This is a genomic window from Pseudorhodoplanes sp. (genome assembly GCF_035565795.1).
Taxonomy (GTDB): domain Bacteria; phylum Pseudomonadota; class Alphaproteobacteria; order Rhizobiales; family Xanthobacteraceae; genus Pseudorhodoplanes.
In genome coordinates, this window is sequence record NZ_DATMRV010000214.1 from 1 (window position 1) to 12,682 (window position 12,682).

Annotated in this window: 10 protein-coding genes; 5 read left to right on the forward strand and 5 right to left on the reverse strand. The window is 62.2% G+C overall.

The window, feature by feature from the left end; genetic code table 11:
• On the reverse strand, nucleotides 1-618 hold a 618-nt coding region (locus VNZ93_RS19110; RefSeq protein ID WP_325708814.1), incomplete at its 3' end, for an ABC transporter permease.
• Nucleotides 615-1,538, reverse strand: coding sequence for an ABC transporter ATP-binding protein (locus VNZ93_RS19115; protein WP_325708817.1), 924 nt, complete (start codon nucleotides 1,536-1,538; stop codon nucleotides 615-617). The genes VNZ93_RS19110 and VNZ93_RS19115, both read right to left, overlap by 4 nt.
• Before the next feature lie 246 nt (nucleotides 1,539-1,784).
• Here VNZ93_RS19115 and VNZ93_RS19120 point away from each other — a divergent pair, with 246 nt between their 5' ends.
• Nucleotides 1,785-2,714, forward strand: a complete 930-nt coding sequence (locus VNZ93_RS19120) for a tripartite tricarboxylate transporter substrate binding protein (RefSeq protein ID WP_325708819.1) — start codon at nucleotides 1,785-1,787, stop codon at nucleotides 2,712-2,714.
• Between the two features lie 74 nt (nucleotides 2,715-2,788).
• Here the strand turns inward: VNZ93_RS19120 and VNZ93_RS19125 are convergent, their stop codons facing one another.
• Genes VNZ93_RS19125 through VNZ93_RS19135 form a run of 3 tightly spaced genes read right to left on the reverse strand, consistent with a single transcriptional unit; the run spans nucleotide 2,789 to nucleotide 6,849 of the window.
• Nucleotides 2,789-3,940, reverse strand: coding sequence for a hypothetical protein (locus tag VNZ93_RS19125; protein WP_325708822.1), 1,152 nt, complete (start codon nucleotides 3,938-3,940; stop codon nucleotides 2,789-2,791).
• Nucleotides 3,941-3,957: 17 nt separating this feature from the next.
• The gene (locus VNZ93_RS19130) at nucleotides 3,958-5,463 is read right to left on the reverse strand and encodes a malonyl-CoA synthase (protein WP_325708824.1); all 1,506 of its coding nucleotides are present in this window, start codon (nucleotides 5,461-5,463) and stop codon (nucleotides 3,958-3,960) included.
• A 21-nt stretch (nucleotides 5,464-5,484) separates the two neighbouring features.
• Nucleotides 5,485-6,849: a malonyl-CoA decarboxylase gene (locus tag VNZ93_RS19135; protein ID WP_325708826.1), complete on the reverse strand. Its 1,365-nt coding sequence runs from the start codon at nucleotides 6,847-6,849 to the stop codon at nucleotides 5,485-5,487.
• 152 nt (nucleotides 6,850-7,001) lie between these two features.
• On the opposite strand from VNZ93_RS19135, the gene VNZ93_RS19140 reads away from it, so the two are divergent.
• The 4 genes from VNZ93_RS19140 to VNZ93_RS19155 all read left to right on the forward strand — a co-directional run bounded on the left by VNZ93_RS19140 (nucleotide 7,002) and on the right by VNZ93_RS19155 (nucleotide 12,677).
• Nucleotides 7,002-9,056 (forward strand): ABC transporter ATP-binding protein, encoded by a 2,055-nt coding sequence (locus tag VNZ93_RS19140; RefSeq protein ID WP_325708829.1) that lies wholly within the window; start codon nucleotides 7,002-7,004, stop codon nucleotides 9,054-9,056.
• 92 nt (nucleotides 9,057-9,148) lie between these two features.
• The gene (locus VNZ93_RS19145) at nucleotides 9,149-10,762 is read left to right on the forward strand and encodes an ABC transporter substrate-binding protein (RefSeq protein ID WP_325708832.1); all 1,614 of its coding nucleotides are present in this window, start codon (nucleotides 9,149-9,151) and stop codon (nucleotides 10,760-10,762) included.
• Nucleotides 10,763-10,827: 65 nt separating this feature from the next.
• Nucleotides 10,828-11,781 (forward strand): ABC transporter permease, encoded by a 954-nt coding sequence (locus tag VNZ93_RS19150; RefSeq protein WP_325708836.1) that lies wholly within the window; start codon nucleotides 10,828-10,830, stop codon nucleotides 11,779-11,781.
• 5 nt (nucleotides 11,782-11,786) lie between these two features.
• Entirely contained in the window at nucleotides 11,787-12,677 is an 891-nt protein-coding gene (locus VNZ93_RS19155; RefSeq protein WP_325708840.1) for an ABC transporter permease, read from the forward strand.
• The last annotated feature ends 5 nt before the right edge of the window (nucleotides 12,678-12,682 follow it).

Below are 12,682 nucleotides of genomic sequence, written 5' to 3' on the forward strand. Positions count from 1 at the left end.
ATAGACGACCGGATTGAACAGGCTGACCGTTTGCCAGAACGGCGGCAGCACATCGATCGAATAGAAGCTGCCGCCGAGAAACGTCAGCGGCGTAATGACCAGCAGCGGAACCACCTGCAGCTTCTCGAAACCATCCGCCCAGATGCCGATGATGAAGCCGAGCAGGCTGAAGGTTACCGCCGTCAGCACGAGAAACGACACCATCCAGACCGGGTGCGCGATCTGCAGCGGCACAAAGAAGCCCGCGGTCAGCAGCACGATGACCCCGAGAAGGATCGACTTAGTGGCCGCTGCGCCGACATAACCGACCACAATTTCGATGAACGAAACCGGCGCCGACAGGATTTCGTAAATCGTGCCGACAAACCGCGGAAAATAAATGCCGAACGAGGCATTCATCACGCTCTGCGTGAGCAGCATCATCATGATGAGCCCCGGCACGATGAACGCACCGTAATCGACGCCGTTGACCTCCTGGATGCGTGAACCGATCGCAGCCCCAAACACCACAAAATAGAGCGAGGTCGAAATCACCGGCGACAGAATGCTGCCGAGCGGCGTGCGCCAGGTGCGCGCCATTTCAAACTTGTAGATCGCCAGAATCGCGCGCCAGTTCATTTTCGCCCCACCAAGCCGACAAAAATGTCTTCCAGCGAGGATTGCTCGGTCTGCAAATCCTTGAAGCGGATATCCGCGGCGTTCAGATCGGATAACAGGGCGGTGATGCCGGTACGCTCGCCCTTGGTATCGTAAGCGTAGACGAGCTCCGTCCCATCATTCGCCAGCGATAGCCCATATTTCAAAAGCTCGGGGGGCACCGAATCGATCGGCTTCTGCAACAGGACGGTGAGCTTCTTCTTGCCGAGCTTGCGCATCAGCTCGGCCTTCTCCTCGACCAGCACGATCTCGCCCTTGGAGATCACACCGACCCGGTCGGCCATGTCCTCGGCTTCCTCGATGTAATGCGTCGTCAGGATGATCGTCACCCCGGACGCACGCAGGTCCCGCACCACCTGCCACATGTCCTTGCGCAGCGCGACATCGACGCCGGCGGTCGGCTCGTCGAGGAACAGAATGCGCGGCTCGTGCGACAGCGCCTTCGCGATCATCACGCGGCGCTTCATGCCGCCGGACAGCGTGAGGATCTTGGAATCCTTCTTGTCCCACAGCGACAGCGATTTGAGGATCTTCTCGATATAGGCCGGGTCCTTCGGCTTGCCGAACAGACCGCGGCTGAAGCTGACGGTCGCCCACACGGTCTCGAACGAATCGGTGTGCAGTTCCTGCGGCACGAGCCCGATCAGCTCACGGGCCGCGCGGAAGTCATGAATGATGTCATGCCCGCCGACAGTAACCTTGCCCTCGCTGGGATTGACGATACCGCAGACGATACCGATCAGCGTGGTCTTGCCCGCTCCGTTCGGTCCCAGCAGCGCAAAGATCTCGCCCGCGCGGATATCGAGCGACACATTCTTCAGCGCCTGGAAACCGGTGGCGTAGACCTTGGACAGATTTTGAATGGAAATCACGGACGACATGCACAGGACCTACAATGGGCGATGTAGTGTCTTCGGGCCGAAACGGAAGAGCATGCCCAGCGGGTTCGCAGTTTCACCGGCGAAACCCACGATGCGGGACAGATTCTTTACGTGCGACATAGTCCCGGTGGGCCGGCGCGGTCAATTGTGATAGGGATTCCTCATCGAAACGACACAACAAAGTCGTAGAGGGAGGAGTCCGAAGTGTTGCACCAGCGTGCTTTATCGCTGCTTTTCGCAGCCGCCATGACCTGCGCCGCAGCGCCCTTCGCCGGCGCGCAGACCTATCCGTCACAGCCGATCAAGATCGTCGTGCCGACCGCCCCCGGCGGCGTGGCCGACATTGTCGGCCGGTCCTTCGCTCAGAAGCTGAACGAAGCGGGCAAGACCGCGGTGGTCGAGAACAAGACCGGTGCGGGCGGCGCCATCGCCGCCGACTTCGTCGCCAAGTCGCCGCCCGATGGCTACACCATCTATGTCGGCTTTCACGCCACCAACGCGATCCTGCCGCATCTGCAGAAGCTGAACTACAATCCGGAAACCGATCTGCTTCCGGTCACGATCGCCGCGAAGACTGCCAACGTCCTTGTTGTCAATCCCTCGGTGCCCGCCAAGTCGATGAAGGAACTGATCGCATACGCCAAGGCCAATCCGGGCAAGCTGACATTCGCCTCGCAAGGCAACGGCAGCACCGGCCACATCGTCGGCGAACAATTCAAGTCGGCCGCGGGCATCGACATCAACCACGTACCCTATCGCGGCGCCGCGCCCGCGGCGCAGGACCTGATCGCCGGTCACGTCACGATGCTGTTCGACGTGCTGACGACGGCGGTCCCGCAAATCAAGAGCGACAAAGTCCGTGCGATTGCCATTGCTGACGCCAAGCGGGCGAAGTCGCTGCCTGAGGTGCCGACCGTCGCCGAGGCAGGCCTTCCCGAACTTGAAAGCGGTCCGTGGTTCGGCTTCTTCGTACCGGCCGGCACGCCCAAGCCCGTGATCGACTGGCTCTATGCGGAAGCCAAGAAGGCCTTCAATTCACCGGATGTACAGGCGCAATTCGAAAAACAGGGCCTGACGGCGATGCTTGGCACGCCGGAGCAGACCCGCGCCTTCGTCGCAGGCGAATACAAGCGCTGGGGCGACGTGATCAAGAAGGCGAACATCACGCTGAACTGATCTGCCCGAGTGTAAACGACAACGGCCCGCAGCGATGCGGGCCGTTTTGCGTTTGTGTGTCCGCAACGGCGTGCTCAATCAAAGACGCGCGCCAATTCCTTTGCGCCGTCGAACTGGATCCGGTTGTCCATCACCGCATTGGTCTCAGCGATCAGCTTCTCGACGGTCTTGGTCCGGCCAGCGATGGGGTTGCGTTCATAGCCGAGCCGCTGGAAAAAATTGCTCGTCGGAACCTTCGCGCGCATCTCCGGCGGGAGCGACAGCATGTCGAAGCCGTTGCCGTCGCCGGTCAGATTCATCATTTCCAGTTCGGCCGCGGTCAATGTGCGGTCGATCCCTTTCGCTTTCGCGAAGCGGACGGAATCGAGCAGCTTCTGCGTCTGCAGCAGCGGACCGATGTCGATGTCCAGATTGAGCGCATGCAAGCCGATCCCCTTCTGCGTGCGTGCAAGCCGCACATGCTCGCCCCACTGCTCCGGCACCGTTCGGCTGAACGCGACCATCCGCTTCAGGACATCGATCTTGCGCTCGAGCTTCTTGCGCTCCTCGCCGGACATACCCGCAGCGCGCTCCTGCAACACCTTGACGAAGTGATGGCCTTTGCCGGCGAGAAGGCTCGCGGTGTTGGCGGTGAGAAGCTGGTTATAGCCGAGCGCCGTCGAGATCGCGCGCGCGCCCGGCTTGTTGAAGATCAGTCCCGCCTGAGCGTCGTACTTGCCGCTGCCGCCGGTCTCGAAGCCATAGATGCGCACCGCCTGCTCGCGCGTGATGCCCGCAGCTGACGCAACCCTGGCATAGGCTCGTTTGAAATCGGTCTCGCTCGCCAGTTCCGGCACGAAGCCAAAATGTTCCCTGGCGCTCTGCAGGAAATCCGCCACCACCGGAAGCTCCGGCTTGCCTTCCGGCTGATCCTCCTGCCTCACCGACGGATCGCGTGGACAGGGCGGGCCGGCGTAAACCGGCGGCTGCTCCAGCACATAATCGGCCAGCGTTACCGGCTCGCCATTGCGACGCTTGGCGTTGCGCGCCTGGCGCTTTTCGCCGACGCGCGTCCAGTACGGAACGGCCACCGCCTCGTGCCTGGCGCGCGCGGCCGTGCATTCCTTCAGCCTCTTTTGATAATCGGCGGCTGCGTGCCCGGACGGCGGCTTTGCGGACCTGTCCTGCGCGGTGGCGCTCTGAAAGGAGATTGCTGCGATAGCCACTCCCAGAAGCAGATGTCGCATGCAGTCGCTTGTCCCCGTCAGGAATAGAGCTTGGCGTTCTGCTCCCGCAAGACGTTCTTCTGAACCTTGCCCATGGTGTTGCGCGGCAGATCGTCGACGAAGATCACGCGCTTGGGCAACTTGAACTTGGCCAGCCGACCCTCGAGCTCGGCGATGATCGCCTTCTCGTCGGCGATTGCGTCCTTTTTCAGGACCACGACGGCAGTAACGCCTTCGCCGAAATCCGGATGCGGACAACCGATCACGGCCGATTCGACCACGCCGGGCAACGCGTCGATTTCACTCTCGACTTCCTTGGGATAGACGTTGAAGCCACCCGTAATGATGAGGTCCTTGGCGCGCCCGACAATGTGGACATAGCCGCGCTCGTCGATCTTGCCGACGTCGCCGGTAATGAAGAAGCCGTCCGCGCGGAACTCCGCCTTGGTCTTGTCGGGCATGCGCCAATAGCCCGGAAACACGTTCGGTCCCCGCACCTCGATCACGCCGATCTCGCCCTGCGGCAGCGCCTTGCCGGAATCGGCGTCGGCGATGCGGACATCCACGCCCGGCAGCGGGAAACCGACGGTGCCGGCGATACGGTCGCCGTCATAGGGATTCGACGTGTTCATGTTGGTCTCGGTCATGCCGTAACGCTCGAGGATGGCGTGACCGGTCTTTGCGCGGAATTCGTCGTGCGTTTCGGCGAGAAGCGGCGCCGAGCCCGACGTGAACAACCGCATATGCGCGCAGGCCTCCCTGGTGAGGCCGGGATGCTTGAGCAGGCGCGTGTAGAAGGTCGGCACGCCCATCATCGAGGTCGCCTTGGGCAGATAGCGCATCACCTCGTCCGCGTCGAATTTCGACAGGAAGATCATGGCGCCGCCCGCGAACATGATCGTGTTGCCGGCAACGAACAGGCCGTGCGTGTGATAGATCGGCAGCGCGTGCAGCAGCACGTCCTTGTCTGTGAACCGCCAGTAGTCCACCAGCGTCTGCGCATTGGACGACAGATTGCGATGCGTCAGCATCGCGCCCTTGGAACGTCCCGTGGTGCCGGACGTGTAGAGGATCGCAGCGAGGTCATCGTCCTCGCGCGGCACATCGGCAAAATCCTTGGGCGCCTTGGCGGCGGCATCGATCAGGCTGCCCTGCCCCCTGGCATCCAGCGTCTCGACCGATGCACCGCGCTTCCTTGCGATTTCGGCGAGACCATCGCGCTTCGCCGGATCGCAGACCACGAGCTTGGGCTCGGCATCGCCGATGAAATAGTCGAGCTCGGCAAGGGTGTAGGCCGTATTGAGCGGCAGATAGACCGCGCCCACGCGCAGCGTCGCAAGATAGAGCAGGAAATTCTCGACCGACTTCTCGACCTGTACCGCAACGCGGTCGCCCGGCTCGACCCCGGCCAGCACCAGCGCATTCGCGAGCTGAGCGGTACGGTCGAGCATATCGCCGTAGGACAGCGTCGTGCCGTCCGCCTTGATGATGAATGTGCGCGCAGGAGACGCGATACGCGAACGGATCGTTTCGAACAGATTCATGGTGCAGACTTCTTGTTGAGCTCAGGCTTTGCTTGCGACCGCGATGAGGTCGCCGGTTGGTCCAGGCCGCGCCAGCTTCTTCACCGCGCTGGATGCGACCACCGTGCGGTTCTCGGCGAATGCCTCGTGGTTCTTCTCGATGTCGTCAAGGTCATAGAGGTAATTGACCATGACGCCAAAAGACTGGCGCATGCCGTTGTCGGACGTATCGGCGAGGAAGTGAATTTTTTCCAGCCGGGCACCATTGCCGAGATGGAAACGCGCGACCGGGTCCGCCGGCAATCCCCGCGCATTCCTGGCGTGCAGGAAATACCACGCAGCGGCCCGCCGCAGCGGCCCTTCCACAGCCTCACGGGTTTCCTCGACCTGCCACCAGCCTTCGATATCGAGATTTGACAGAGTGTCGAGATCTTCCTGCGAGAGCGCCCGGGTCGAACCGGACTGGCGTTCGCGCTTGAGCCAGGCGGCGAAGCCGGGAACCGGAGACAGGGTGACAAAGGTCTTGAGCCGCGGGTTGTCCCGCGAAACTTCTTCGACAACCTGCTTGATCAGGAAGTTGCCGAACGAAACGCCGGCCAGACCGCGCTGGCAGTTGGAGATCGAATAGAACACCGCGGTATCGACTTCGTTGGCATCCAGTGCCTCGCGGTGGGCCGCAAGGATCGGCTCGATCGCTCCGGGAATGCCGGAGGTCAGCGCCACTTCTACGAAGATCAGCGGCTCGTCGTTGAGGGCGGGATGGAAGAAGGCGTAGCAGCAGCGATCCTCCGGATCGATGCGGCGGCGCAGGTCGTCCCAGCTTCTGATCTTGTGCACCGCTTCGTGCTTGATGATCTTTTCGAGGATATTGGCAGGAGTCGACCAGTCGATGTCCCGGAGGACCAGAAAGCCGCGATTGAACCAGGACGAAAACAGGTGGACGAAATCGGCGTCCACCACCGACAGGTCAGGTCGATGTGCCATCGCGTCCAGCAACTGCTCGCGCATGCGTACGAGCGATGCGGTGCCGCCGGGCGCCAGGTTCAACCGGCGGAACAGTTCCTGCCGCCGCGGCTCGGCGGCATGGTGAAGTTCCGACGCGGTCGCGTCGCTCGGGTTGGACTGCCAGTCCGCAATCGCCTTTTCGACCCGCGCACGATCGGGGCCGAATTGCCGCGCCAGCGCCTCGAAGAACGCGATCCGCGGGCCGATCGTCAGTTCGGAATAACGGGTCAGGATTTCGCGCGCGAGAGCCACACCTGACGCCTCACCCCGCCCCGACAGCAGGTCTTCGCACAGCACCACAAAGTCCGCGGAGCGCGTAACGGCGTTTGTGCGCCGCGACAAAAGCTTCTTGCCGCGGTCCGAAATCGTCTGGAGCAAGTCGCCGAAAAAAGCGCCATTCATCGATGCGTCCGGGGTTAGGCCCAACCTGCGGCGTTTTCCCGCAGTCCACGGTCAACATAACAGAAATGACTAACGATTCTGGACCCTTTTCGAGGTAGTGCAGTCATGTACGATCAGCTATAGGCTGATGTTGGGATAATAAAAAATAATCGGTGGGCACCATCGAACAGCGGGTGGAAACGCAGGGTCGGGCCGGCGTTGTGGCGGCTTCATCCTTGCTCGAGGTCGACGACCTCCATGTCCAGTTCCTGACTTCGCGCGGCATCGTGCGCGCGGTTGAGGGGCTGTCGTTTCATATCGACCCCGGCGAGGTGGTCGCGATCGTGGGCGAGTCCGGGTCCGGCAAGTCAGTCTCGGCCCTCTCGATCATGCGGCTGCTGCCGAGGCTGACCGGCCGTATTCCCAAGGGCCGGGTCATGTTCGACGGCCGCAATCTGCTCGACCTGACCGACGAGCAGATGCGCGAGATCCGCGGCCGCGACATTTCGATGATTTTTCAGGAGCCGATGACCTCGCTGAATCCGATCCTGACCATCGGATTGCAGATCACCGAGCCCCTGCGCATCCATCTGGGCATGTCGGAAAGCGAGGCGCGCGAGCGGGCGATCGAGCTGTTGGGCTTGGTCGGCATTCCCGATCCGGCCCGGCGGCTCGAACAATATCCGCACCAATTCTCCGGCGGCATGCGCCAGCGCGTGATGATCGCCATCGGGCTGGCCTGTAACCCGAAGCTGATCATCGCCGACGAGCCGACCACCGCGCTCGACGTCACCATCCAGGCGCAGATCCTCGAGCTGATGAAGGAACTGTCGCGCAAGCTGAACATCGCGCTGATCGTCATCACGCACAATCTCGGCGTGGTTGCCCGCTACGCCGACCGCGTCATCGTCATGTATGCGTCGCGCCTTGTCGAGGAAGGCGACGCCGACGACGTGTTCCACCGGCCGCGCCATCCCTATTCGATGGGCCTTTTGCGCTCGGTGCCCCGGCTCGACCGGCCGCGCGGCGCCAAGCTCGAAACGATCGAAGGTCTGCCGCCGAATGCCGCCTCGCCCCCACCAGGCTGCCGTTTTGCGCCGCGCTGTCCCTACAAGCTTGCAATCTGCGAGACCGAACCGGCGCTGGTGCGGACCGATACCGGCGGGCTGTCGCGCTGCCACCGGCACGCCGAAATCGCAGAGGGCAAGCTGACCTGGGCGGCGGCCGAGGCCGGATCGGCGCGGGTCGAGATGAAAAGCGGCGCGCCGCTGCTTTCGGTTCGAAACCTGACCAAGCATTTCGAGGTGCGCGGCGGCTTTCGCGGCGCAAGCGGCACCGTGCGTGCGGTGCAGGACGTCTCGTTCGAGATCTATCCAGGCGAGACGCTCGGCCTCGTCGGCGAATCCGGTTGCGGCAAGACCACCGTCGGCCGCCTGATCCTCAAACTCGAAGAGCCAACCGGCGGCGACATTGCATTCGAGGGTCTCGATCTTGCCACCGCCACTGCCGGCGACATGAAGGCGATGCGCCGCAAGATCCAGGTGATCTTCCAGGATCCGTATTCCTCGCTCAATCCGCGCATGACGGTCGGCCAGATCATCGGCGAACCGCTGCATGTCTATAAGCTCGTGCCAGGCCGCAAGCAGGAGCAGGACCGCGTCGCACAGCTTCTCGAACAGGTCGGCCTGCGTCCGGAAATGGCCACGCGCTATCCGCACCAGCTATCGGGCGGGCAGCGCCAGCGCGTCGGCATCGCGCGGGCGCTGGCAATGGAGCCGTCCTTCATCGTCTGCGACGAAGCGGTGTCGGCGCTCGACGTCTCGATCCAGGGTCAGATCATCAACCTGCTGGAGGATCTCCAGCGACGACTCGGCCTTGCCTATCTGTTCATTGCCCATGACCTCGCCGTGGTGCGGCATATCTCGATGCGGGTCGTGGTCATGTATTTCGGCCGGGTGATGGAGGTCGCCGACCGCGATGCGATCTACAGCGACCCACTGCATCCCTACACCCGCGTGCTGCTGGACGCCGCGCCGATCCCCGATCCGACGGTCGAGAAAGGCCGCGAGCCGCGCCTGATCAAGGGCGAACTGCCATCGCACTTGTCGCCGCCGTCCGGTTGCGTGTTCAATACGCGCTGTCCGATGGCAAGCGACGAATGTCGCCGTGTCGTGCCGCCATTGGAAGAAAAGCGGCCGGGTCACTTTGCAGCCTGCATCAAGGTCTGACGCCAACGGACGACAGGAAATGGGGCAACGCTGACGACAAAGTGGGACGACGAGACGACCGGCAAAATGCCGGCGAAAGGGAGGAAACAAACATGAAAATCTCAAGACGCACAGCGCTCAAAGGGTCCGCCGGCGCACTCGCGCTTGGACTTGGCGGGCTGAATTTCGATCTGAGCCGCGCTTATGCCCAGGCCGACAAGCCCAAGCGCGGCGGCAATCTGAATTTCGCGATCAGCGCCGAGGCGCCGCATTACGACCCGCATGCGAGCGACACCTACGCGACATTGCATCTCGCGGCGCCGTTCTATTCGACGCTGCTGCGCTACAACCTCGACAAATTCCCTGAGATCGAAGGCGATCTTGCAGCATCGTGGGAAGCTGCACCCGACCTTCTGACCTACACGTTCAAGCTCAAGCCGAACGTCAAATTCCACGATGGCACCGCCCTCACCTCCGCCGACATCAAGGCGACCTATGATCGACTGCGCAATCCGCCGCAGGGCGTGGTCTCCAACCGGCGCGCCACCTTTGCCGATATCGGCACCATCGAGACGCCCGACCCGCTCACCGTCGTCTTCAAGATGACGGCGCCGAACTCCTCGATGATGGATCACTTTGCCAGCCCCTGGAATGTGATCTATTCGGCGAAGGATCTCGCAGAAAATCCGGCGTTGCCGCGCACCAAGATCAATGGCACCGGCCCGTTCGTCTTCGTCGAGCACATCAAGGGCAGCCACATCTCGGGCAAGCGGAACGAGAACTATTTCAAGCCCGGCCTGCCTTATCTCGACACGTTCCGCGGCATTTTCACCCTTCAGGCCGCCGCTATGCTGAATGCTTTGCAAGGCGGACAGGTGCTGGGCGAATTCCGCGGCGTCTCCCCGGCCGAACGCGACCGACTGGTCGCGGCCATGGGCGACAAGCTGCGCGTGGAGGAATCCAGCTGGACGCTGAACCTTCTCGTCGCCTTCAATGTCGAGAAGCCGCCATTCGACGACGTGCGGGTCCGCCGCGCCCTGCTCATGGCGATCGACCGCTGGGGCGGCAGCAAGGGCCTGTCTCGCATCTCCACCCTGCGCTCGGTCGGCGGCGTCGTCCGTCCCGGTTCGCCGCTGGCAACGCCCGAAGCCGAGCTCGCAAAACTGCCGGGCTTCAGCAAGGACATCAAGAAATCGCGCGAGGAAGCGCGCAAGCTTCTCAAGGAGGCCGGCCAGGAGAACCTGAAATTCGTTCTCTGGAACCGCAACCTTGCCATGCCCTACACGCCCGCGGGCATCTTCCTCGTCGATCAATGGCGTCAGATTGGCGTCAATGTCGAACACAAGCAGTCGGACACCGCCCCGTATATCGCCGCGATGAACAGCGGAAACTTTGAGGTGGCCATCGACTTCTCCAACCTGTTCAACGACGACCCGACGCTGTCGATGACCAAGTTCCTGTCGCGCGACAAGAACCCGCTCAACTTGTCTCGCTCCAACGACCCGGAAATCGACAAGCTCTACGAAATGCAGCTGCGAGAACGCGATGTCGAGAAGCGCAAGGCGCATATCCAGGCGCTGGAGAAGCGGCTGTTCGAACAGGCCTATCAGCAGCCTCTGTTCTGGTGGCATCGCATCGTGCTGACACACAAGAACCTGAGAGGCTGGAAGATGAGTCCAAGCCACAATCTCGGCGCTCAGCTTGAAGACGTCTGGCTCGAAAGCTGATCCACTCCGCCCTCTCCCGGCCTTTGCGCCGGGAGGGGGCAATACCTTTGGCCGGAATACCGCTGATGCTTCGCTACACCGTCAACCGCGTGCTGCTGATGATCCCGACCTTGCTCGGCGTCGCGGTGCTCGTTTTCTTCATGCTGCGCGTCGTTCCCGGCGACATCGTCGAAGTGAAGCTGCGCGGCGACGGCGGCAACGTCACGCAGGAAGTGGTGGAGGCCGAGCGCAAGCGCCTCGGTCTCGACCGGCCATTGCTGACGCAGTTCGGCGAATGGATGGTCAACATGGCGAAGGGCGACTTCGGCATATCCATGTGGACCGAACGGCCGGTGCTGGAGGAGATTTCGCTGCGGCTCGAATTGTCGCTTCAGGTCGCGCTGATGGCGACCATCATCGCGGTGCTGCTCGCGATACCGATGGGGACACTGGCCGCGCTGTTTCGCGACACCTGGATCGATTACCTCGTCCGGATCCTCACGATAGGGGGATTGTCAATTCCCTCGTTCTGGTTCGGCATGCTGATCATGCTGAGCCTCCTGGCCTTCTTCAACTGGCTGCCGCCGATCACATTCACCCCGTTCTACGTCGACCCCTGGGCCAATTTCACCCAGCTGATCTGGCCGGCGCTCGCGGTAGGTTATCGTTATTGCGCGGTCGTCGCCCGCATGATCCGCTCCTCGCTGCTCGAAGTCCTCAACGAGGACTATATCCGCACCGCCCGCGCCAAGGGCGTCTACGAAAAACTTGTCATCACCCGCCACGCCCTGCGCAACGCATTGCTGCCGGCGATCACGGTCATCGGCCTCGAATTCACCTTCCTGATCGGCGGCCTGGTCGTCACCGAGCAGGTCTTCAATCTGAACGGCATCGGCCAGCTCTTCGTGCAGAGCGTTGCGCGCAACGACTTCATGCTGATCCAGGGCATGGTGATGCTGATCGCCACCTTCTACGTCTTCGTGAACCTGATCATCGACCTGCTCTATGCGGTCTTTGATCCGCGCATCCGGTACGGTTGACCGACATGGCCGTCGTTACGCTCGAAACCAACCGCATCCGCACGCCACGCGGTCCGATTGCAGAATTCATCCTGCAACAGCCGCTGGGTGCGATCTCGTTCGTGATCATTGCCGCGATGATGTTCGCGGGTATTTTCTCGGAATGGGTCGCCCCCTACGACCCGCTGGAGATCGACTTCGCTGCGATCCTGTCGCCGCCATCATGGGAGCATTGGTGCGGAACCGACGCCTATGGCCGCGACATCTGCTCACGGCTGATCTATGGCTCGCGCACGGCATTGATCATCGGCTTCTTCTCCTCCTTCATCGGCTCGTCGCTGGGCGCCATTCTCGGCATTGCATCGGCCTATTTCGGCGGACGGATCGACAACATCATTCAGCGGATCGTGGATATTCTGCTGGCTTTCCCGCTGATCGTGCTCGCGCTCGTGGTCGTCGCCGCGTTGCGCCGCTTCGTCATCGGTGGGGTCGATGTGAACCTGATCTTTGCAATCGCGATTCCCATCATCCCGCGGGTCGCGCGGGTGGTGCGCGCAGCCGCGCTCGGGGTGCGCGTTATGCCCTATGTCGATGCCGCGCGCGCCGCCGGCTACTCGAACAGTCGCATCATCTTCCGCCATATGGCGCCGAATGTAGTCGCGCCCTACCTGATCATGCTCACGGCTTTCATCGCGCAGGCCATTCTCGCAGAGGCTTCGCTTTCGTTCCTCGGCCTCGGCGTCGCCGAGCCGACCCCGGCCTGGGGCCTGATGCTGTCTGGAAATGCTGCCGACTTTTATCGCGAGGCGCCGTGGATGATCCTGTTCCCGGGAGTCGCGATCTCGCTCGCGGTGTTTGCCTTCAACCTGTTCGGAGACAGCCTGCGCGACTTCCTGGATCCGCGCTTCAAGGTCTGATCGAG